We start from the raw sequence: 21,904 nt of genomic DNA on the forward strand, positions 1-21,904 counted from the left end.
TACAAGATTTTCCAAACGTCCCGGCTGTTGAACCGAAATCGTTAACTGTTCGAGGCAGTTGTGCCGGCGAAGTTCAGTGTCCCTGGGTTAAGTTTTGTTAAGGTTCGCAAGGCGGTGTCATGGGGTCTGTACTCGGCCAAGTACCGTAATTTCGCCTTCTGGGCTGAACTTGAACAACACCACTTCACCGGAGTCTGGATAAATACCGGTCAGGGCGGTGGTATTGACCTGATGGGTGACATACAACACCTTGTCGGTGGGTTTAAGCGTGGCAAGGTGTTTCTTCAAAGCCGTGGTTTGCTCAGTGCTGCTGCCCCGCCCCTGGAAAAATGAATTCAAGGCAGGCAAAGCCTGCACCTTGCCCAATCTTAATTCCTCTGCGGTGTGCAAACAGCGGCACCATTGACTGGAATAAATCGAGGTTAACTTGATTCCTTTGCTTTGAATGGCCTTACCCAATATCCGGGCTTCTTCTCGCCCTGCCGTACTCAAGTTGCGTTGTGTTTTGCAGTCGCTCAAGGTGAAACCCTCCGGGTCGCCAAAACCGGGCGCACTGGCGTGGCGCATAATTGCATGAACCCCGGGCTGCTTCCAAAGGTTCCAGGCATCGGGTTCGGTACGCCCCGAAGTTGAAAATAAAATGAGCGGGAAAAGAACAAGAAACTGAGCAATTCGGTGCTGCATGAATTCACCCTCTGGGTTTGAGGCTGTGGGGCTGTTTGCTTGGCCCACAAAACAAAAAAGCCAGTTTACACTGGCTTTTTTGCAATTTACTACCGGGTTTTATCAGGCAGCGTTGGTTTTGGCACGTGCCATTTCTTCAAGCCGCTGACGTTTGGCTTTTGATCGCAGGTTCAGCAATTCAACCAGCAGCGAGAAGCCCATTGCGCTGTACAGGTAAGCCTTGGGCACGTGTTGGCCAAAACTTTCTGCGATCAGCAACATACCGACCATCATCAAGAAGGCCAGTGCCAATACTTTCACAGAGGTGTGCGCCTCAACAAACTCGCCAATTGATTTGGCAAACAGCATCATCACACCCACAGCCACCATCACGGCAGCAATCATCACCTCGATGTCGTCAGCCATGCCCACCGCAGTAATCACGGAATCCAAGCTGAACACGATATCCAAAATACCGATCTGAATGATGGAGTACCAAAACAGCTTGGCACCGGTTTTCTGAATGGCAGCGCCTGCTTCCAGTTCTTCTTCAACCTGGTGTGGTGCTTCCACTTCGAGGTAAATTTCCTTTGAGGCCTTCCACAACAGGAACAAACCCCCGAAGAAGAGTACCAAGTCTCGCCCAGTGATTGCTTTGCCAGCCACCTCGAAAATGGGTTCGGTCAAACCAATAATCCAGGAGAGCGAAAACAGCAGGCCCACTCGGGTCGCCATTGCGAACATCAAACCGAACTGACGCACGCGGTCGCGAATGTCTGCGGGCAGTTTCGACACCAGCACTGTAATGAACACAATGTTGTCGATACCCAGCACGATTTCCAAGGCCGTCAAAATCGCAAAAGCGATCCAAACGTTTGGATCCATTAATAATTCCATAAAACACCCCGTTTTTTAGTCAATTTCAACAGCCCGCTATTTTGCACCACATTTCGCATGGTGGGTGATCATTTCGTATTCTGACTGCTTATCGCCAAGCGATTTAACAACAAATTGAACTGAATCGGTTTTGCGAAATGGTAGTTAAAGCCCGCGGCCACAGCCCGCTCAATATCACTGTCGAAAGCGTAGCCTGTCAATGCGGCAATTTCGCATTGCTGGTTCGGACCGGTTGTGGATCGAATTTTCTCGACCACCTCATAACCCGACAGCTTGGGCATGTCGATGTCCAGCAAAATAAAGTCATAGGGTTCTGTCATCGCTTTGTTCAGGGCTTCTTTGCCATCTTTGGCCACATCAACCCAATGAGCGTCTTTTTGCAGGAAAGTCTGAATCAACTTGATGTTCAGTGGCGTGTCGTCGGCCACCAGCACGCGCAAAGGTCGAACAGGTAAAATTCGCTCCTGGCCCTGGCTGTCCAGTTGATGCTCGCGCTTCAAGGTGACCGAGAACATCACTTGCGTGCCTTGGCCTGGCTCTGACTCCAACTGGATTTCCCCGTCCATGGCATTGATCAGGCTTTTCACGATTGACAAGCCCAGTCCTGTACCGCCAAACCTGTTTTCACGGTCTGTATGTACCTGCGAAAAGGGTTTGAACAACAGTGATTGTTTCTCTTTTGGAATGCCAAGGCCAGTGTCACTGACCTCAAAAGTAATCAGGTCTTCGTTTGGATTTAATTGTGTGTTACTGACAGTTAAGCTAACTTTGCCGTGAGAAGTGAACTTGATCGCGTTAGATAAAAGGTTTTGGAGTATTTGGCGCAGGCGGCCCATGTCACCGGAATAAATCTGATGCTCGCCTAGTTTGTTGTTCAGCTCAAACTTCACACCTTTGGATTCACAGGTCAGACGAGGCAATTCTGTGCTGCCTTTGAGCAGTTGCTCCATCAAAAATGGCGAATCTACAAGCTTGACCATGCCCGACTCCAGTTTCGAGAAGTCAAGAATGTCATTGAGAATCGCCGACAGTGTTTCGGAGGACTGCACAAGATAACCTGCTTGTTCCTTTAGCTCACCGGTTGGCAAATCCATCTCCAGCAACCGTGCAAAACCCATGATGCCGTTCAAAGGCGTGCGGATTTCATGGCTCATGGTGGCCAAAAAGCGGCTTTTTTCTGCGTTGGAGTCTTTCTCCGCCTTGGCTGCAATGGCTGTTTCACGAAGCCGGCTTTCCAGTTCTAGCTGGACGGTCCGGTCCAGGTGAGTACCCACCACCCGGGTTGGCTTGCCGTGTTCATCACGCACGATCAGTGCCTTGGCCAAAATATGCACCCAATGGCCGTTTTTGTGCGCCATGCAAAATTCGGCTTCGTAAGAATCCTTTTCGGGATTGTCCAAGGCGTCGGCAAGTGCTTTCTTGGCCACTTCCAGGTCGTCGGGCGCAGTCAGGCGCTCCCAAGTACCAAAGTCATTGCTCAGTTCATGGTCTTCGTAGCCGAGCAAGCGTTTCCAGCTGGGTGAAAAGTAAACCTTGTTGGTCCCCACTTGCCAATCCCACAGGCCGTCGTGTGAGCCTTCCATGGCCAGTTTGAATCGTTCTTCACTCTCGGCCAGGCTGTCCCGAATCAAACGTTCCTCGGTCACATCCTTGCACATCAAAATTATGCCACCCCGGTGCCCATCGGGTTTCAGCCACGGCTCAATGGCCCAGTCCAGCCAAATGGTGTATCCGTCAGGACTGGTCCAAGGGTCCGATGTTGCTGACAGGCTTTCCCCAGCAAGCCCCGCCCTATGTGCCTGACGCCAGCGCTCGTGCAGGTTGGGCACTACATCGTAGTGGTTTTTGCCCACCAGGCTGCCTTTGTGGCCGTTTGCAAAGGTTTGCACCCAGCGCGAGGAGGCCGCCACATAGTTCATTTCTGTGTCAAACATGGCAATTGGGATGGGTGCTTGCACAATCAGCGCTTCAACCACCCAATAACTTTCCTTGGCCGATTTCAGCGCAGTTTCAAGAGACAGGCTTTTTTGGGTCAGTCCACGGGTCAAATCCAGAATGTCTCGGGAAATGGGTTGCAGCTCGGTGGGCAGCTCTTTCATAGAGGCCTCGAGCGCTTTGGGGTCATTTTTGCGCACCAGGTCAAGATAAGCACTGGCCTTGGCAGAAAGGCTTCGGCCCAAAGCAAGCACCAGCAGCAGGGTGGCCACTGTACCGATGATCAAGGCCACAATGGCACCAATCAATGCTTTGGAAATAGGCGAAGCCACTGCGTTCAAGGGCGTCACCGTGGCTGAAATCCAGCCCAAACTGCTGGTTTCAGGGCTGTTGTTGGGTGCAAAAGCAACCAGGTAGCTTTCACCATCGCTCAAGGTTTCTATCGACCAGTTGTTTTCTCCCGCCACAGCTTTTCGGAAGCCTGCCATGGCTGTCCAGGCGGTGCTGTCCTGAAAGTCAGCCGAATCAAGTCGGTTGCCCATTCTCAGGCTGCCGTCTTTGGCCAAAATCACTGTGGGTGCAGACGGATTGATGGTGTTGAACACGTCCTTTTCGATTTCAGCAATAAAATATTTCCAGTCCAGATGAATGCCAATCACACCGATGATTTCATCTTGCTGGTTTTTTAGCGGAGTCGTGAAATCAATAAACCGATACTTTTCTTCAGCTCGAGCGGGTAACAATGCAGCCAGCAACGCTGCCTCATGCACATCCATAATTGCGGGCGCGATCAAGCCTTGTTTGAACCACGGGCGCGAGGCCACGCTTTTTCCAACCAGCAAATCATCAAGTGCCGCCAGCACAGTACCGTCCGGGGCGGCCACACCAATCCACAAATAGCCCGGCGTGTGCTCACGCATAATCTGCAACAGCTTGGTTTGTTCTTCGGCTGTGTAATTTCCAAATGACTGCTCAATGCGGCTGGTGTAGACCAAGTCCCGCAAGTGCTCTTTCAAATGGCGGTCCACCGATTGGGCAATTTGCTCGGTTTGAGCCAGAGCATTCGCACCTGCCTGATTGATCGTGTTGTTGCGCAATATCCAGTGCGCTGTGATGGCCACGGGAATGGACAGCAAAAACAGCGCAATCAAGCTGCCCACAATCAAGCGGGTAGTGAAGCTTGAGCGAATATTGAAATTAAGCATGAAGCGAAATGTAAAGGAATGGTGGATGGCTCACTGTAACTCAGGCAGCGGCAAGGCTCAATCGTTAAACGGGCCCGATTTATCTGGTTTTTCAAGGGATTGAATCAATTGCAGACGGATTGTGCCGCGCACTCAGCAATCAACAATTCAAAGGTAGTATTGCGATCAATGTTTCATCATGATCGGACTCATCGGAATTGGACTCAACGGACTTGTTAACCCGGGCAGTGGGTATAGTGGCTTTTGGCTTGAGCATTGCAGGGTTCTGCGTCATTTCAGAACGTGGGACCAAGCTGTTGTTTGCACTGTCGTCGATGGCTTGGGGGCTTCAATACTACTTGTTGGGCGTGCATACCGGTTTTTTAATCATGCTTCTCACAGGGGTGCGGCAGGCAGTCACCATTTATTCCAACGTCATGGGCCAGCGTTTGCGTTTGGCGCTGGTATTGGGTTTCAGTGGCATGGCCGTTGCTATTGCTGTGTTCACCTGGCAAGGTTGGCTGGCCAGCTCTTTGCCACTGTTTGCAACATTGCTGGGTACTTGGGCCTTGTTCATGATGGGCAATGTGGGCATGCGCAAGGCCACCTTGGCCACCAATGCCTTGTGGGCGGTGCATGGTTACCTGTTTGATTCCTGGGAACTGTGCCTGACCATGATCGTGATCACTGTGGCCAACCTGTATGGTTTATATCGCCTGCGAGGGGCTACTGTGGTGCCGTGAAATGGAAAAAGTGGGAGACTCAAGGATACAACGGAGGAGTAAGTGAGCTGCGCTGTTTTGCCGGCTTTGCAAGGCTTCCCGGCGGATTCGCAGCACGGGGCGGTTCCGCCAGGAACCGATGCGAAGACGCCAAGGCGTTTCGCATGCCCCAAGCCAGAAGCGTCAAGCCGGAATTAGAAGCATTGCTTAGGCAATATTGCGCGGTTCACTTGCTTCGCCGTACGTCCGGAGTACAACGCTTTACGCCATTTACCTGCTAAAATGCAGCCTGTTTTCAAACCCTTGCACCATATAGAGGCCCCGCGATGAACACGCGCCCCGCTTCTTCGCCTGCCGAGCACAACAGTCTTGTTGTCAACGGCGCTGCAGTCGAAGCCCAACTCCGTGAACTCCTTCAAAAACGCATTCTGATTCTGGACGGTGCAACCGGCACCATGATTCAGCAGTACAAGCTCACGGAAGCCCAATACCGGGGCGAGCGTTTCGCTGATTTTCACCGCGACATCAAGGGCAACAACGAGTTGTTGGTGCTTACCCAGCCCGCCATCATGACCGAGATTCATGAGCAGTACCTGGCCGCTGGCGCTGACATTTTGGAAACCAACACCTTCGGTGCCACCACCGTGGCGCAGGCCGATTACGAGATGGAACACCTCGTGGACGAAATGAACCGCGAGGCGGCCCGCCTGTGCAAGGAAGCCTGCATCAAGTACTCCACGCCGGACAAACCCCGGTTTGCCGCAGGCGCATTGGGCCCCACGCCCAAAACCGCGTCGATCAGCCCCGATGTGAACGACCCCGGTGCGCGCAATATTACGTTCGACGAACTGGTGGCCACTTACTACCAGCAAACCAAAGGGCTGGTTGAAGGCGGCGTTGACCTGTTGCTGGTCGAAACCATTTTCGACACGCTGAATGCCAAAGCCGCACTATTCGCGATCGACCAGTACTTTGAAGATTCCGGCAATAAATTGCCCATCATGATTTCCGGCACAGTGACCGATGCCTCCGGTCGCGTGTTGTCGGGTCAAACTGTGGAAGCTTTCTGGAATTCCGTGCGCCATGCCAAGCCCATTACCATCGGCTTGAACTGTGCGTTGGGTGCCTCGCTGATGCGCCCCTATGTGGCTGAACTGTCCAAAATTTGCGACGTGCCCATTTGCGTGTATCCCAACGCCGGTTTGCCCAACCCAATGAGCGACACCGGTTTCGATGAAACACCGGAAATTACCTCCAGCCTGGTGAAGGAATTTGCGCAAGCAGGCTTTTTGAATGTGGCTGGCGGTTGCTGCGGCACCACGCCTGATCACATCGCGGCCATTGCCAAGGCACTGGAAAACCAAAAGCCACGCACCATTCCCACCGTGGAACCCAAGTGCCGCTTGTCGGGCCTGGAGCCCCTGAACATTGATGACAACAGCCTGTTCATCAACGTGGGCGAGCGAACCAACGTCACCGGCTCCAAGGCTTTTGCCCGCATGATTTTGAACGAGCAGTACGACGAAGCGCTCAGCGTGGCTCGTCAGCAGGTGGAAAATGGCGCGCAAATTGTGGACGTGAACATGGACGAAGCCATGTTGGATTCCAAAGTTGCGATGGTGAAGTTCCTGAACCTCATGGCGTCCGAGCCCGATATTTCACGCGTACCAGTCATGATCGACTCCTCGAAGTGGGACGTGATCGAAGCAGGCTTGAAATGCGTACAAGGCAAGGCGGTGGTCAACTCCATTTCCATGAAGGAAGGGGTTGAGGAATTCAAACGTCAGGCCAAATTGTGCAAGCGTTATGGTGCGGCAGTCATCGTGATGGCCTTTGATGAAAAAGGCCAGGCCGACACCTACGCCCGAAAAATTGAAATTTGCGAGCGTGCTTACAACATTCTGGTGAATGAAGTGGGCTTCCCGGCCGAAGACATCATCTTCGACCCGAACATCTTCGCCATTGCAACAGGCATTGAAGAGCACGACAACTACGGTAACGACTTTATCGAGGCCACAGGCTGGATCAAGAAAAACCTGCCGCATGCCAAAATTTCAGGTGGTGTGTCCAACGTGTCTTTCAGTTTCCGCGGCAATGAACCTGCCCGCGAGGCCATTCACACCGTGTTCCTGTACCACGCCATTAAAAACGGCATGACCATGGGCATTGTGAACGCCGGCATGATGGGCGTTTACGACGAGCTTGAGCCCGCGCTGAAAGCCCGCGTGGAAGACATTGTGCTGAATCGTCAGCCCGATCTTCCCGCCAACGATCCCGATTTCGGTAAAACCGCCACCGAGCGAATGATCGAATTCGCAGGCACCCTGAAAGCGGGCGGCAAGAAGTTGGAAGAAAACCTGGAGTGGCGCAACCAACCGGTACAAAAGCGCCTGGCCCACGCACTGGTGCATGGCATTACCAACTTCATTGTGGAAGACACCGAAGAATGCCGCGCTGAAATAGCAGCCAATGGCGGCCGCCCAATCAATGTGATTGAAGGCCCGCTGATGGACGGCATGAACGTGGTCGGCGACCTGTTTGGTGCCGGCAAAATGTTCCTGCCGCAGGTTGTTAAAAGTGCCCGTGTCATGAAGCAGGCCGTGGCTCATCTTATTCCTTACATTGAGGAAGAGAAAAAGCAGCTGGTGGCCGCCGGTGGCGATGCCAAAGCCAAGGGTAAAATTTTGATTGCCACCGTGAAAGGCGATGTGCACGACATCGGCAAAAACATCGTGACCGTTGTTCTTCAGTGCAACAACTTTGAAGTCGAGAACATGGGCGTGATGGTGCCTGCCGAGCAAATTCTCGCCAAAGCCAAAGAAATCAATGCCGACATCATTGGGCTGTCGGGCCTTATTACACCGTCGCTTGAAGAAATGGCTTATGTGGCCAGCGAGATGCAACGCGACCCCTATTTCCGCGACCGTGGCATTCCCTTGCTCATCGGTGGCGCCACCACCAGCCGCGTGCACACTGCTGTGAAAATTGCACCGCATTACGATGGCCCCACTGTCTACGTTTCAGACGCCAGCCGTTCGGTGGGCGTGGCCTCGAATTTGTTGTCGGATGAATCGGCCGACACGTTCAAAGCCGAATTGAAAACCGAATACGAACGTGTACGCGAACAGCATGCCAACAAGAAAGCCCAGCCCCTGATCAGCATTGAAGCTGCGCGTGCCAACAAACAGAAAATCGATTGGGTCAATTACACCCCACCCAAACCAAAGTTCATCGGCAAGCGTTACTTCAAGAATTACGATTTGGCTGATATCGCCCAGTACATCGACTGGACGCCGTTTTTCCAAACCTGGGATTTACACGGTGGCTATCCCCGCGTGCTGGAAGACGAACTGGTGGGCGAAGCCGCCCGCAAAGTGTTTGAAGACGGCCAAGCCATGTTGAAAAAATGCATTGAAGGCCGCTGGTTGCAAGCCAACGCGGCGGTGGCGTTTTACCCGGCCAACACGGTGGGCGATGATCACATCGAAGTTTATTCCGATGAAAGCCGCAGCCAAGTGTTGTTTACCTACAGCCCCTTACGGCAGCAGGGTGAAAAGCGCGAAGGTATTCCGAACAAATCACTGGCTGACTTTATTGCACCCAAGGGGCTAGGCGATGACTACATAGGTATGTTTGCAGTCACCGCTGGTTTGGGTGTTGAAAGGAAAGAAAAGGAATTCCAGGCGGCGCACGATGACTACAGCAGCATCATGTTCAAAGCGATTGCCGACCGCATGGCAGAGGCCTTCGCAGAATGTCTCCACCAGCGCGTTCGCAAAGACCTTTGGGGCTATGTGGCCGATGAAACTCTGAGTAACGAAGAACTCATTGCCGAGAAATACCAGGGCATTCGCCCTGCACCGGGTTACCCCGCCTGCCCAGAACACACCATCAAGCGAAACATGTTTGAAGTGATGCAGTGCGAAGAAATTGGCATGACCTTGACCGAAAGCCTGGCCATGAGTCCAGCTGCCAGCGTTTCAGGTTTTTATTTCGCCAACCCTGAGAGTGATTACTTCAATGTGGGTACGATCGGGCAAGACCAGTTCAAGGCCTTGCTGGAATACTCAGGTCGGAGTGAAGACGATTTGAAACGAGCCCTGGTTCCCATTCTAGGCTGAGCAAGACGAACGGTGTTTGAACCATTGAGTGTGAAAAGGGTACTCACTAACGGGAGGATCTTTTTCATGCTTGAAATTCAAACCATCACTGATTCTGATCACATGCTAATGACCCTGGCCAACGCGGCTACATGGGTTCAAAGCGAAGAGGAGTTCATCCTTTGGAGCGGAGCCGAATATCGTTTTGGTCACGTCATTTCAGAATTCCATCTCGGCAAGAAACCAGAAGAAGTTTATGTGGCTTGGCTCAACGGTGCTGCGGTTGGGTATACCGAACTTCATTTCAACTCATTCGGCAGGGTAATTGCCCGGGTGTTGTGTCACCCCCAATATCGTGGTCACGGTATTGGTCGCCAACTGGTCGATTGGGCTTGTGAGCGGGCTTACATAAGCTCTTTGATCGTCACGTTGTTCTGTGTTCCCAATAACCGTGTGGCGCATCGCCTATACCTGAACATGGGTTTTGCAGAGCATGAAATTCTTGTACCTGATGACCTCATTCGAATGACCAAAATCAATCCCAAGTTAACTATGGATGAGATTCACTCGAATTCTTCTTCAAAAGCATTCCTTACAATGAACTAAAGCGAATTCTTTGTCACACAAGTAACACCAGTAGTTTTATAAAAACCAAAGGTGTCGGTGTGATAGAAACATTAAACAAATTTGCGCGACTTGCCTCCGCACGCTCTGAAGTGGTTGGTGCCTCTCTCGTCATACTGATGGTTGTGATGATGGTGATGCCTCTATCGCCGATGATGCTGGATGTACTTTTGGCCATAAACATCTCGGTTTCAATCTTGCTGGCCATCAGTGCGGTACTCATTGAAACGCCTCTGGCATTTTCTTCTTTTCCCGCCATTTTATTGATGACTACCCTTTTCCGGTTGTCACTTACCATTTCCACCACACGCCAAATTTTGCTCGAAGCAGATGCTGGGCATATTGTTCAGACCTTTGGCGAATTTGTGGTGGGCGGCAATATTGCTGTAGGCCTAACCATCTTCATCATCATTTCGGTCGTCAATTTTCTGGTGGTCACCAAAGGCTCTGAGCGGGTGGCAGAAGTAGCTGCTCGTTTTTCTCTCGATGGCATGCCTGGCAAACAAATGTCGATTGACAGTGATCTTCGCGCTGGTCTTATCAATCAAAGTACTGCCAAGCAAAGGCGTGCAACGCTAGAAAAGGAATCTCAGTTGTTTGGTGCCATGGACGGTGCCATCAAGTTTGTGAAAAACGATGCAATCGCTGGTTTGGTGATCACTGCGGTCAATTTGTTGGGCGGTTTGGCGGTAGGCATGTTGCAAAAGGACATGAGCTTTTCTCAAGCGGCCAGTATTTATTCAATTCTGTCTGTCGGTGACGGCCTGGTGGCCATTATTCCTTCTCTGTTGATATCGGTCGCAGCAGGCTTGATCGTTACACGGGTTACCAAAGGTGAGGGTGATGGCTCCAGCACAGCGGCCGATATGTTTAAAGATCTTTCACGTAACTCAAATGCCCTGCAAATCAGTGGCGTGTTTTGCTTGATGTTTGCATTCGTACCTGGGATGCCTGCCCCGGTATTTGTTGTCACAGCAGGGGTGCTGTTTGCAGCGTGGTACTTCATGACCGCGAAAAACGATAAACCGGAGCCAATTAACATCGAAAGGCAATTCTCTGATTTGCTGGGGCCAGACCATAAAAAATCCCTGGAAGATGTAACCACCACGGACACTTATGCGCCTTTGCAAATTCGAGTCCCCGCCACTGCGGAGCCTACCAGTACCAATCAAATCCAGAATATTTGCAGGATCGCCAGAAACCGTCAGGTGGAACATCTTGGCGTTGTCTTGCCCTTGTTCGATTTGACACAGCACAACGAAGACTATGCGGAAATCTATGTGTTTGGTGTGCCTGCACTTAGCCTGAATTTGTCTGAAAAGCGAATCAGTATTCTTGAGCCAATTGAGAAAATTCAAGCTTTGGGCATTGAACTCGCATTCGTCACTGAGAAAGATAAAACGACCGGGCGCTATCACCATCTTTGTGAGCCAACCTTCAAACCCAAACTGGATCAACACAGCTTGGCCTACAAAACCTACGAGTCCCGTTTGCTTGAGCAAATCGAAACATTGCTGGTGAACAAGATTCACCAAATGTTTACTCTCAATGAGTATCAGCGACACCTGTCGTCGTTGGGGGATCGTTTTGCTGAGCAACTTAAAGAACTGGAGCGCGTTTTACCCACCACCAAAGTAGTCGAAGTACTTCAAAAATTAATGCGTGAACGGGTTTCCATCAAAAACCTGAGAACGATATTTAATTCCTTGATTGAATGGGGGCAACGTGAAAGGGATGTGGATGTAATTACAGAGCAAGTACGTCGTGCACTGCATGAACAAATCTGCCACCAGTACTCACAGTCCAAAACAATGCGGATCGTACTTCTGGATGTTGAGTTCGAACAGGTCATTCGGGAGGCAGTTCGAAGCCAGGGGAGCAACAGCTATCTGGACATTGATTCAAGCTCGATCAATGCGATGGTCGCCATGGTTGAAAAACAAATCAGTCCTTATCTGCATGAGGAATACCCTCCCGCAATCGTTTGTTCCATGGATTGTCGAACCCATGTCCGACAAATAATTGAACCGACACTGTTTTGTGTACCAGTGTTATCCCATCAAGAGGTTTCGTCGAATCTTGAAATCCAGGTTTTGGGAAATATCGCAATCACCGAATCACAGTCCTTTAATCGCTGAATGGGACACGAAGGAATATGATGCAACTACAAGTCAAAGCCAAATCGGGCCTGCATGCCGGGGCGGTCTGGAATCTGAGCAAATCATTTGTCACACTGGGCGGTTCAGCAAGGGCAGATATTTTTCTTTGTGATCCAGAGATCCCTGATTCTTTGATTACCCTTAGCCGTTATGGTCGACGCTATGTCATCGAGGGTATCGACCCCGGAGCCAAGCTCTTGTCGCCTGACAACAGCAAGGTAGAAAACACCTTGTTCCCCTCTCAAACTGTCACGCTGGACTACCGTCACATTCAGCTGGATTTTACCTTGGTCACAGCCGGACAGGGTCTTGCAGCCAGAATGGGAGATGGGTCTTTTCGCTTGCTCCACACATTTCTCAGATTTTTACAGGGGTTGGGCGCACGTGCAATCGTGGCTTTTTTGTTCATCGTTGGCCTTTTGCTAACGTCGATGATTCTGTTTTTCGGGACGGCAGGTGTGGCGAAAACACAAGCCAGCATGTTGGATAGAAAAGTCTCCGAAATTGAGAAAGCAGAAGATGTACCGATTGGCGTCACGATGGCTATTAACGTGATTCATGATCTTGAACTGTTCGCCCAGCAACTCAATACCAAAGGGATTTCCGCGCAGCGTGAAGAGAACCGCGTAAAAATCACCGCCGAGCTTTCCCGTGTTCAAGGCATGGCACTCGAGCAACAACTGTCCGCTTACGCCCGTGACTACGGCCAGTTCGTCGAGCTGGCTGCAACCATGAACTTCACTGATGAACAAATCAAAGTAGATTCCATTGAGGTGGAGCAAATTGTGCTGGGCCGTGCTCCCGCTGTGGTGTTGCGTGACGGGGCAATGCTGTTTGAAGGTGGTAGTTACAACGGCCTGACTATTTCCAGTATCGGCATGAACAAGTTGGTTTTCAAGGGTGTTGCAACCTATGAGGTACCACTGTAATGCAAGCTCATCCAAACGCCGAACTCGACCCTGGAGTTCTCGATCTACTTCGGGAGCGGCTCGTTAACCTCAACCCGGTTCGTCGAATTGGCTATGTTTCCGAAATCGTTGTCTCTGTGGTCAAAGCTCATTTGCCCAATGTGTTACTGGGCGAACTTTGTGAAATTGAGGCCAACGACGGTCGAGTTGTACTCGGTGAAGTGATCGCATTCACTGAAAATCTTGCAACCATTTCCTGTCTACAATCCGTTGTTGGTATTGCACTGGGTGCGACAGTCCTGCCCATGGGGCGTCCTCATTGTGTAAAGCCGCATCAGCGTCAATTGTCACTTATTCTTGATGGCATGGGCCGCAATCTCGCCGATCCTGGCAATCCGTTTGATAGTGTGCTGTCGGTCGATCCAGATGCAAGCCCGGTCATTCGTCCTGCACCACCCGCAACAAGTCGCCCGCCAGTCAGTCAGGCATTAACAACACAGGTCCGGTTGATCGACAATGTATTGAGTTTGGGTGTGGGGCAACGGGTGGGTATATTCGCCCCGCCTGGTTGCGGAAAAAGTACCTTGATGGCCCAGATTGTACGCGGTGCAAAAGTGGATGCTGTGGTGTTCGGTCTCGTTGGCGAACGTGGCCGTGAGCTGCGCGAATTTATCGAGAATGAAATCGACACTACGATTCGCCAACGCAGCTTCTTTGTGTGCGCAACCTCTGATAAATCGCCGATTGAACGGGTTCGAGCAGCATTTACAGCCATGTCAATTGCTGAACATCTTCGTGATCAAGGCAAATCGGTTTTGTTGCTGATTGATTCCATCACCCGACTTGCCCGAGCGCAGCGGGAAATCGGTTTGATGGCAGGCGAGCCCGCGACCCAGGCGGGTTTTACTCCTTCCGTGTATTCCATTCTTCCTGCTTTGGTCGAGCGTGCTGGCCGCACGGAAACCGGTTCCATCACTGCAATTTTTACTGTATTGATGGAAGGCGATCGCATAGAAGACGATCCCATTGCAAGCGAGGCAAAAAGCTTGCTCGATGGTCACATCGTGCTAAGTCCAAAGCTGGTTGAGCGCAATCATTTTCCCGCCATTGATCCACTGCGTAGCCTCTCCCGCGTGATGCACTCTGTCGCGGACAACCGAACCAAAAATGCTGCTGCCGGGCTTCGCAGAATTTATTCTTTGTATCAAGAAGTGGAGCTGCTGGTGCGGTTGAATGAGTACAAGCAGGGTACTGATCCCCTTATCGATGAGGCTGTGCGTGTCAAACCCCTGCTCGATGAATGGTGCCGACAAGGCAGAATGCAATCTGTTTCGCCGAATACGGCAATTGCTGAGCTTGAGGAACTGGTCTCCAGATTTTTGACTATTGCAGAGCAAGCATAGTGAAGATGGATTCAATCGACAAGGATTTAAAAGCACTTCTTCGAATTCGTCAGATGCGTTCAGACTCATTGAATCGAGCTGCACGCATGCGTGAAATGGAACGAAACTTCGCGGCGAAAGACGTAGAAGACAAGGTAAGTGGTTTAACCACAACCGAGACCCAGGTTCGTCAAACACAACATGAGTGTTTGGCCGAGTTGGTTAATGGTCACTTCGTGAAAATTGATCGAGTGGAGGCATTTTCCAAAATGCAATTGCAAGGTGCGAAACGAATCATGGATGCGAATCGTGACATTGATCTAGCCCAGAAGCACTTGGAGGTCTCCAAGGAAATGCTTGAAGAAAGTCTTCAAAAATCCAGGGCTGCCGAGAAAAGAAAAATCGCGATTCAAGAGGTTATCGAATGGCGCAAGAACTGAGCTCTGATATGGAAACTATTGAGAATTCACTTGGCGAGAGACCTCAATCCTGGCCAATCTCGGAATTACGAAAGATTGGTTACGACATGGTATCCACTCAAATCTATTCTCGCAGCAGCAATCAAGTTCAGTATAGCTACCCCTTTGAGTCGCCAACAGTCGAGGGGCTTTCGCTTCGCTACACACAGAACTTTCCTTACACCAGTGGGCTTAATACCAGCTTGTGGTTGCTTGCCTTCACTGAAGACGGAAATCAGATTGATCTGGCCGTTGATCCAGCTTATGTCTACCAACGTACCGGTTGCATGGTTTCGCCACGTTTGGTCCATTGGGAGGCAGAGGGTCTTGTGTCCATGTTCGACATAGTCTCCAGCGCAGTTGGCGAGCTCGTACTGATGCTCAATTTACAAGTCCACCGTTTTCTAAGCCTTGAGGAATGGCCCGATCAGGCACCCGCAACTTACCTTGCTCTGGATCATCGTCGTGAGTGTAAGGTCGTCATGGCCACCGACGCCCTTACATTACAAAGTCTGGATCGAAAAATAAGAACTTACAGCACTGATTATTGGAAAAACCATCAAAGGATGGGATGTGCAATTCGAATACCGACAACCATTCTGCTCTACCCCACACGGAGCTTGTGGGGCGCTCACGAATTGGCTTTACTGGAGCCTGGCGACTTACTTGCTTTGCAAAACTTTTATGTTCGGGATCAGGGTATTCGAATTCGGGGTGGCATTCGATTCAAAAATCACAAAAATCTGAGGAAACAATTTGAGGTATTTATTCAAATGAATGAAGAAGACACAAGACTGTATTTCGGCTCTGATGACATCAACGCTTCTGCTGGTCATGACGATACTTTCAATGACAATCAGATTGCGCCACTTGAGGAGATTGAACTTGAAATTCACGCGGGCAAAACAACTGTGTTGTTTAACGATCTGTGCAATGTCCAGGCAGGTACTTTGATTGAGCTTCGTGAGCACTCGTTGCCATTTGTTCGCTTGTGCGTGATGGGGTCACCCATACTCGAAGGTGAACTTGTGAATTTTCAAGATCAAGTCATGATTCAAGTTACCAAGCGATTGGATTGAGCTCGCCATGCAAGAGTCGATTAATCCAATAGGCCTTGTAGTCACCATTGCCTCTCTGTCAGTTCTGCCACTGGTTGCAGTCACAGCTACCTCATTTCTGAAAATTTCCGCAGTGCTCCTGATACTGCGAAATGCAATCGGGGTACAGCAGGTACCCTCCAACATGGTTTTATATGGTATTTCCATGGTGATGAGTCTTCTCATCATGGGGCCTGTACTTACCGATGCTGGTCAGCGCTTTGCACCCGAAGGAAAAATGCCAGTGACTGGTGTAGAGGTACTGACATCCATAAACGATGCCGTGCCACCTTTCAAGCAGTTCATGATGAACAATGTGAATCCGGATTATCTGGAAAAGTTTTACAGCACAGCTCAGCAGTTTCAAAAAAAGTACGATGCAGCACCAGTCTCTAAATCAGATCTGTTCGTAGTAATGCCTGCATTCGTGGCTTCTGAATTGGCAGAAGCATTCAGAATTGGCCTGTACCTTTATCTACCTTTTGTGATTATTGATCTTGCCGTATCAAGTGCATTGATGGCGCTGGGAATGATGATGGTTTCACCCATGTCACTTACGGTTCCACTGAAGATTGTCCTGTTTGTTGCCATCGAAGGATGGGCCAAAATCCTGCAGGGCCTGGTCAATTCTTACCTGGGATAATTGATGCTCAGCTACTACGTGAACCAAGCGCTTTGGTTGTCTTTTCTGGTGGCAGCACCTGTGGTCATTGTTACCATGGTAATTGGTTTTGTACTGGGTTTTATTCAGGCAATTTTTCAGTTGCAAGACCAAGCATTGCCTTTTGGTATCAAATTGTTGTGTGTCACCTTGGTATTGGTGCTTCTTGGACCCTGGATGGCAGGCACACTCATGCAATTCACCGAGGCTATTCTTAACCTGATTTCCATGCCAGGGTAATCAAGTGGAAGAGCTTTTCATTGGCACAGGGGATCCACTTCGAGAGTTCGTCTCGGTGCTTTCTTATTATTTGCCACGAACCATTGCGTTCATGATTTTTTTTCCATTGCTGTCCAAAGGTTACAGCAGCACGCTAATTAAAATGTCGGTTGGTAGTGTTTTGGTTCTTTATCCTGCACTTGCTTCCACAGAATATTTCACCTCACCTCAAACTGCGCCGGCATTCACCGTACTGACTTTTCTTGGTGAAGTTGTGATTGGAGCCCTGCTGGGTCTCATTATCGCCTTTCCATACTATGCATTCAAAGGATTTGGTGCATTGGTAGATGTGTACCGTGGGGCTACTTTTTCAGGCCAGGTTACCGGTAACGATTCCGGCGAAGAACTTCCGATCGAAACCCTTTTCGGTTATTTTTTTACGGCACTTATTCTTGCCGGTCCAGGCTTACATGCGGTCACCGTGCATTTACTGAAAAGTTATCTATTGATGCCCCCGGGAACTTTTAGTCTGATGGGCGCAGAGCTCTGGTTACAAACCTTGTTGCGTCTCACCGCCGATTTTTTGTCATTCGCTGTACTTCTAAGTGGTCCTGTCTTGGTCGCCATTCTTGCAGTTGAAATTGCAGTCCAGATTATTTCTGCATTCGCGCAGCAACTTCAGGTTTACAGCATGGAATACAGCCTGAAAAGTTTGTTCGGCATTCTGGCTTTGGTGGGATTACTACATTTTGCCGAGGAAGATATTTTCTGGTTATTCAGGGAATACAGCGAATCATTGAACACCTTGCTGGAGAACACACAATGAGCGGAGAAAAAACCCTTCCAGCAACAAAAAAGAAAATAGATGATGCGCGCAAGAAGGGACAGGTGTCGGTGAGTAAAGACATCATGATTGTGTCCAAATTGATGGTTGCCTACGCGGTCATTTTTTGGCTCATACCAGGTTATCGGAAACAATTCTCGGAATTGATGGACGTGATTGTGGCTTCAGGGTTTCAATCCAATCATCACTTTTCAGCTGATATAATTTCTGCTGCTTTTCAGGTATTTCTGTTGATTACATTCCCACTGGCTGCTGTGTGTGCTATCACCGCAACCTTACTGACTTGGGCTCAAATTGGTTTTCTGGTGGCTCCGGAAGCGGCCCAACCTTCATTCAAAAAACTTGATTTTGTTCAAAACTTCAAGAATATTTTTTCAAAGAAATCGATACTTCAACTGTTGCTTTCGTTGTGCAAAGTAGCCATCGTGGCTTGGGTGGTTTTTTTGGTGTTTGCTGGCATGTTGAATGACATGGTTTATAGCTACCGAGCTGGTATGGAACAGTTGTTGTTCATTTTGGGGGGAGTTTTGAAGAAAGTAATTTTCATGACTTTGGCCACGTTTATCGTAGTAGCGCTTATTGACTGGTTCATCGAGAGAAGCAACTTCCTGAAGAATCTGAAAATGAGTCACAGCGATTTGAAAGAAGAGCAGAAGCAATTGTACGGTAATCCGGAAATTATTCAACATCGCAAGCGTGAGCATCGCAATCTTCTTAATTCGTCTTTAAGTCGTATTGATCGTTCAAAAGTAATTGTGGCCAACCCAAGCCATATTTCAGTTGCACTGGATTATGAACCCGGCATACATGATGTACCTTACATTGTGGCCATGGGTGAAGATTCGGATGCACTCGAAATTCGCAGACGTGCAAAAGAATTGGGAATTCCAATCATTGTGAATGTGAGGCTGGCGAGGATGATTTACAACGACTGTCTGGAGGATGAGTACATTCAGCGAGAACATCTAGAGTTAGCTGCTGAAGTCTTTCGTGCAGTCTTTCAGTTGTCCGCTTCAAGTCAGAACGTGTCGTCAGCAATTGACAAGGGATCGCCCAACGACTCACCCGGACCGCATTGATTAATTGGGCAACCACCAGTTTTTATGACTTCGGCCTTTTCATTGACTTCAACACCCAGGAATTTACTGCACATAGCCAGAAGAGTTTGAAGTTGTTGGATTGGCATGACAACATGAACGGGTTCACAGCTTTGGCACACGGTGTTTAGTCTTAGGGACAGGGTGACGATGCTGTCATGCTTGTTAACTTCAAGTACCTCGTTGACAAAAATTCCGCTCATCTTTTACTCCATGAGTGTTACGTGTTCCCGCGCTTTCGATGCATCTGCGATTAATCCGAAACTGCCTCTCCTCACCGAAGCAATACCTCTGAAAAGTCTCAGTCTTTCTCGCAGTTGATTGCTCATGGCCTGTTCGGTCAAATCATGTTTTTCTTGTTGTTCGCCGTGAAATCTGAGGAAGTACATTGGGTCGCCTACTCGAAGTACAAAATCACCTCTTAAAGTGTCCCATTCCAGAGCAAAGTTCAGCACTCTTTGCCATGCGTAGATATCAAATCGACCGGGAATCAGGTTCCAATTCAAGGAATCGGTTTCTCCGAGACTTGGGTGCATTTGCTCCACTTCTATAGGCTCATCAGCGAAAAACAGGTAAGGGGTAGGAATTTGTAGAACGACCCGCTCTGGTTTTCGCCAAGTGTTTCTTGGTTGAATTTTGACAAATTTTGCAATTCGATTCGGAGCGATACTGGTAAACGGATAAACGGGTCTGATGGTAAATCCGCCTTGTTCGTCAACTCGGCGAAGTCGTAGTGTAAATGCACTGCACACCATGTAGGTGTTGTCGAAGTAATGCCGCAACGCTGGGCACGACAAGAACCCCTTTGAAAGTCCATTCCGATCTTTGGGTGGAATGAACTTTTGAGGGGCCGAGTAGGCAAAGGCTGCTTTTTCTGCAATATTAACCCAAGCAACTTTTGCCATTTTGCCGTTCACTTTTTAGTTAAGAGTTTCCATACCAGTAATCAGTATCCTCTTCTTCTTCCTCTTCTTCTTCCCTCTCTGGAGGTACATGTTCATCGGCTGTGACGTTACCTGGCACAGTAAAGTCGGGGCGTGTATACAGCATGCCTGGAGTGACCACCCGACGATCAGTTTGTCCATCTGCACCTGTCACATCGGCGTACTGCGGCGGTGTGTATGCAAATAGATTAAATGGGGTGGTCAAAATGTAAATTGCCTTGCGTTTCTCATCGGGCGTCATGGACGAGAACGATTTACCGAAAAGCTGTTGGCACACGGAGTCCAGGTTGGCTTGAGTCTCTGCACTCATCGACAACTGATTGGGGTCAAATACAAACTCAGCTGGTACGGTAAATGATGGATTATTGAAATTATCCCGTGCACGCACGTCACTGCCTTGCCCGCCATCGCCTTGCCAGTCGCCATGATTTTCCATCAGCCAAGTGTGCATCTGGTGCGTTCTGAACACCCCATCCTCTGCGTCGCCCAGTCCTTTTGAACGGGAAATTTCGAGTAGATACCCGTTGTTTTCGGGCGCCAGCATGGTGATACATGCGTTCTTGAGTTGAGTTCGTTGCTCAACGCTTAAGTGGCCTAGTCCGATGCTGTCCCAGAAGCCTTGATCATTCGGGTCTGAGTTGGCAATTATTCCAATACCCATGGTACCGAAGCGATCGTTGTCAATTCCATAGCCATTGTTTACTTCTGCCGAGTCAGCAGCTTGCGGACCTCCCATGGTGTAGAAAATATACAGCGCGTCCCAGAAGGTTTTCAGCCTGCTATCCTGAGTTGCTGCGGGTGTACCCTCGGGAGGTGCAGTGCCGGGAGCGGTTGCTTTGCTGCTCAAGTAAGTTGCACCGTTGCTAGTCATGAATAGGGTGTTGGTGGCTTGGTCGTAACCAATTAAACCCATGGCCACCGCGGTGTTGATTTGCGCTGGGGTGAGTTGATCCCATGTGGTATTTGCAGGTAAACCCAGCAGGCTGACAATCAGTTTCAAGATCATGTCTTGTTGACCGTCTTTTGCACCCAAACCCTCAGGAAGAGGTTCCTCGACGTCTTTCATCTTGCCGTAAACAGTACCAGCCAGTTTCTCGACATCCGCAGCGTTGTAATTCCTGGGTGGATTGGCATCGGGCACGGCAGCATAGCCTTCGCCACTGAAATACACTGAAGCACCGGATGCTTGGAGCAAATCTTCCTGCGTCATGTTGATCATTGCCATAGAGGGCAAAAAATCTTTCATGGCCGGGTCTTGAAACCGGCTTAAACACTCACTGCCTTCGCTAGAAAGCGCCCACGTTCCTACGCCTTGTGTCGCATCCCCTGTAACCAAACCCATCAGTTTGAGTATGTTCAGATGTTCTTGTGTAATGGTTACATTGCTGCCAAAAATGGCTTTGCATAACTCTTCGATTGGATCTGGCAAGGCAGCAAGGTTAACTGGTGTGGTTTCTTTGTTTCCATAATTTTTTTCGAACAGGAACCTTGCGCTGCCTGCCAGACCCGCAAGTTGGCCGCCGTCTACCACCGGGTCACCAGTGAAAGTGAATGTACGGTGGTTCAGGTAAGGCAAGGAGCCGTCTGGGAAGTAGGGAATATCACCTCCGAAGAAATCTTTGGAGGCTTGCGTATCGATTTTTTCATGCAAAGGTGCCTTGACAAATACCATCCATACTTGCTGTGGTTTGCCATTTTCCATGACCTGTACGCTTGCATTTTCCCAGTCGCCCGAGAAGTCGTAGCGTTTCACGATGTCAAACAGATTGGTCGAATTCAGATCGTCAATCTCGACACCGCTTACCGCGCTGGCCCATTCCAAAAACTGCTGTCGTGACGCCTCGCTGTCAAACATGTAGTAGCGCGTGCCTACTTTGATGTAATGGTAGGTTTGACCGTCTACCTCCATACTTCCCATATTTTCATTGCCGGGCTCAACGGGCGTGTCGTTGGGTACAAGGCCTTCGCCTGGAACGAAGCCTGTGTCGACTGAGCTGGTAGCCATAATCC

At 49.8% G+C, this 21,904-nt stretch carries 17 protein-coding genes; 12 read left to right on the forward strand and 5 right to left on the reverse strand.

Annotated features, from left to right (window positions below):
• Positions 1 to 117: 117 nt before the first annotated feature.
• The 3 genes from HKT17_RS00725 to HKT17_RS00735 form a co-directional block, all read right to left on the reverse strand.
• The gene (locus HKT17_RS00725; RefSeq protein WP_171101324.1) at positions 118 to 567 is read right to left on the reverse strand and encodes a histidine phosphatase family protein; all 450 of its coding nucleotides are present in this window, start codon (positions 565 to 567) and stop codon (positions 118 to 120) included.
• Positions 568 to 786: 219 nt separating this feature from the next.
• Positions 787 to 1,548: a TerC family protein gene (locus HKT17_RS00730; RefSeq protein WP_171097076.1), complete on the reverse strand. Its 762-nt coding sequence runs from the start codon at positions 1,546 to 1,548 to the stop codon at positions 787 to 789.
• An 80-nt stretch (positions 1,549 to 1,628) separates the two neighbouring features.
• Positions 1,629 to 4,700 carry an ATP-binding protein gene (locus HKT17_RS00735; protein ID WP_171097078.1) on the reverse strand — a complete coding sequence of 1,024 codons (3,072 nt, stop codon included), beginning with the start codon at positions 4,698 to 4,700 and terminating at the stop codon, positions 1,629 to 1,631.
• Between the two features lie 197 nt (positions 4,701 to 4,897).
• Here HKT17_RS00735 and HKT17_RS00740 point away from each other — a divergent pair, with 197 nt between their 5' ends.
• The 12 genes from HKT17_RS00740 (at position 4,898) to HKT17_RS00795 (ending at position 18,932) form a co-directional block, all read left to right on the forward strand.
• Entirely contained in the window at positions 4,898 to 5,422 is a 525-nt protein-coding gene (locus HKT17_RS00740; RefSeq protein ID WP_171097080.1) for a YgjV family protein, read from the forward strand.
• 305 nt (positions 5,423 to 5,727) lie between these two features.
• The gene (gene metH / locus HKT17_RS00745) at positions 5,728 to 9,522 is read left to right on the forward strand and encodes a methionine synthase (protein WP_171097082.1); all 3,795 of its coding nucleotides are present in this window, start codon (positions 5,728 to 5,730) and stop codon (positions 9,520 to 9,522) included.
• A 66-nt stretch (positions 9,523 to 9,588) separates the two neighbouring features.
• A complete protein-coding gene (locus HKT17_RS00750) occupies positions 9,589 to 10,107 on the forward strand; it encodes a GNAT family N-acetyltransferase (RefSeq protein WP_171097085.1) in 519 nt (172 codons plus the stop codon).
• Between the two features lie 155 nt (positions 10,108 to 10,262).
• Complete coding sequence (locus HKT17_RS00755) at positions 10,263 to 12,263, forward strand: flagellar biosynthesis protein FlhA (RefSeq protein ID WP_240965939.1); 2,001 nt, start codon at positions 10,263 to 10,265, stop codon at positions 12,261 to 12,263.
• A 17-nt stretch (positions 12,264 to 12,280) separates the two neighbouring features.
• On the forward strand, positions 12,281 to 13,213 hold the full coding sequence (locus tag HKT17_RS00760) for an FHA domain-containing protein (RefSeq protein WP_171097089.1): 933 nt from the start codon (positions 12,281 to 12,283) through the stop codon (positions 13,211 to 13,213).
• The gene (locus tag HKT17_RS00765; protein ID WP_171097091.1) at positions 13,213 to 14,595 is read left to right on the forward strand and encodes a FliI/YscN family ATPase; all 1,383 of its coding nucleotides are present in this window, start codon (positions 13,213 to 13,215) and stop codon (positions 14,593 to 14,595) included. The genes HKT17_RS00760 and HKT17_RS00765 overlap by 1 nt, the downstream gene beginning before the upstream one ends.
• Positions 14,596 to 14,600: 5 nt before the next feature.
• A complete protein-coding gene (locus HKT17_RS00770; RefSeq protein ID WP_171097093.1) occupies positions 14,601 to 15,014 on the forward strand; it encodes a hypothetical protein in 414 nt (137 codons plus the stop codon).
• Positions 14,999 to 16,111 (forward strand): FliM/FliN family flagellar motor switch protein, encoded by a 1,113-nt coding sequence (locus HKT17_RS00775; protein ID WP_171097095.1) that lies wholly within the window; start codon positions 14,999 to 15,001, stop codon positions 16,109 to 16,111. The genes HKT17_RS00770 and HKT17_RS00775 overlap by 16 nt, the downstream gene beginning before the upstream one ends.
• A gap of 7 nt (positions 16,112 to 16,118) precedes the next feature.
• The gene (sctR, locus tag HKT17_RS00780; protein WP_171097097.1) at positions 16,119 to 16,772 is read left to right on the forward strand and encodes a type III secretion system export apparatus subunit SctR; all 654 of its coding nucleotides are present in this window, start codon (positions 16,119 to 16,121) and stop codon (positions 16,770 to 16,772) included.
• Positions 16,773 to 16,775: 3 nt separating this feature from the next.
• Complete coding sequence (gene sctS / locus HKT17_RS00785; RefSeq protein WP_171097099.1) at positions 16,776 to 17,030, forward strand: type III secretion system export apparatus subunit SctS; 255 nt, start codon at positions 16,776 to 16,778, stop codon at positions 17,028 to 17,030.
• A gap of 4 nt (positions 17,031 to 17,034) precedes the next feature.
• Positions 17,035 to 17,835 carry an EscT/YscT/HrcT family type III secretion system export apparatus protein gene (locus tag HKT17_RS00790; RefSeq protein ID WP_171097101.1) on the forward strand — a complete coding sequence of 267 codons (801 nt, stop codon included), beginning with the start codon at positions 17,035 to 17,037 and terminating at the stop codon, positions 17,833 to 17,835.
• Positions 17,832 to 18,932: an EscU/YscU/HrcU family type III secretion system export apparatus switch protein gene (locus HKT17_RS00795; RefSeq protein ID WP_171097102.1), complete on the forward strand. Its 1,101-nt coding sequence runs from the start codon at positions 17,832 to 17,834 to the stop codon at positions 18,930 to 18,932. Before HKT17_RS00790 ends, HKT17_RS00795 begins: the two co-directional genes overlap by 4 nt.
• A 224-nt stretch (positions 18,933 to 19,156) precedes the next feature.
• On the opposite strand, the gene HKT17_RS00800 is transcribed toward HKT17_RS00795, so the two are convergent.
• Positions 19,157 to 19,855: a hypothetical protein gene (locus HKT17_RS00800; RefSeq protein WP_205882468.1), complete on the reverse strand. Its 699-nt coding sequence runs from the start codon at positions 19,853 to 19,855 to the stop codon at positions 19,157 to 19,159.
• Positions 19,856 to 19,874: 19 nt separating this feature from the next.
• Positions 19,875 to 21,899, reverse strand: coding sequence for a hypothetical protein (locus HKT17_RS00805; protein WP_171097106.1), 2,025 nt, complete (start codon positions 21,897 to 21,899; stop codon positions 19,875 to 19,877).
• Positions 21,900 to 21,904 lie beyond the last annotated feature (5 nt).

Origin of the sequence: Limnobacter sp. SAORIC-580, assembly GCF_013004065.1 — a bacterium.
In the GTDB taxonomy this organism is placed as follows: domain Bacteria; phylum Pseudomonadota; class Gammaproteobacteria; order Burkholderiales; family Burkholderiaceae_B; genus Limnobacter; species Limnobacter profundi.

Coding starts and splice junctions, on each gene's coding strand:
- HKT17_RS00755 (WP_240965939.1), top strand. CDS start 10,263: ATGCCTCTATCGCCGATGATGCTGGATGTACTTTTGGCCATAAACATC.
- HKT17_RS00795 (WP_171097102.1), top strand. CDS start 17,832: ATGAGCGGAGAAAAAACCCTTCCAGCAACAAAAAAGAAAATAGATGAT.
- HKT17_RS00770 (WP_171097093.1), top strand. CDS start 14,601: ATGGATTCAATCGACAAGGATTTAAAAGCACTTCTTCGAATTCGTCAG.
- HKT17_RS00805 (WP_171097106.1), bottom strand. CDS start 21,899: ATGGCTACCAGCTCAGTCGACACAGGCTTCGTTCCAGGCGAAGGCCTT.
- HKT17_RS00750 (WP_171097085.1), top strand. CDS start 9,589: ATGCTTGAAATTCAAACCATCACTGATTCTGATCACATGCTAATGACC.
- HKT17_RS00730 (WP_171097076.1), bottom strand. CDS start 1,548: ATGGATCCAAACGTTTGGATCGCTTTTGCGATTTTGACGGCCTTGGAA.
- HKT17_RS00775 (WP_171097095.1), top strand. CDS start 14,999: ATGGCGCAAGAACTGAGCTCTGATATGGAAACTATTGAGAATTCACTT.
- sctR (WP_171097097.1), top strand. CDS start 16,119: ATGCAAGAGTCGATTAATCCAATAGGCCTTGTAGTCACCATTGCCTCT.
- sctS (WP_171097099.1), top strand. CDS start 16,776: ATGCTCAGCTACTACGTGAACCAAGCGCTTTGGTTGTCTTTTCTGGTG.
- metH (WP_171097082.1), top strand. CDS start 5,728: ATGAACACGCGCCCCGCTTCTTCGCCTGCCGAGCACAACAGTCTTGTT.
- HKT17_RS00800 (WP_205882468.1), bottom strand. CDS start 19,855: ATGGCAAAAGTTGCTTGGGTTAATATTGCAGAAAAAGCAGCCTTTGCC.
- HKT17_RS00725 (WP_171101324.1), bottom strand. CDS start 567: ATGCGCCACGCCAGTGCGCCCGGTTTTGGCGACCCGGAGGGTTTCACC.
- HKT17_RS00735 (WP_171097078.1), bottom strand. CDS start 4,700: ATGCTTAATTTCAATATTCGCTCAAGCTTCACTACCCGCTTGATTGTG.
- HKT17_RS00760 (WP_171097089.1), top strand. CDS start 12,281: ATGATGCAACTACAAGTCAAAGCCAAATCGGGCCTGCATGCCGGGGCG.
- HKT17_RS00765 (WP_171097091.1), top strand. CDS start 13,213: ATGCAAGCTCATCCAAACGCCGAACTCGACCCTGGAGTTCTCGATCTA.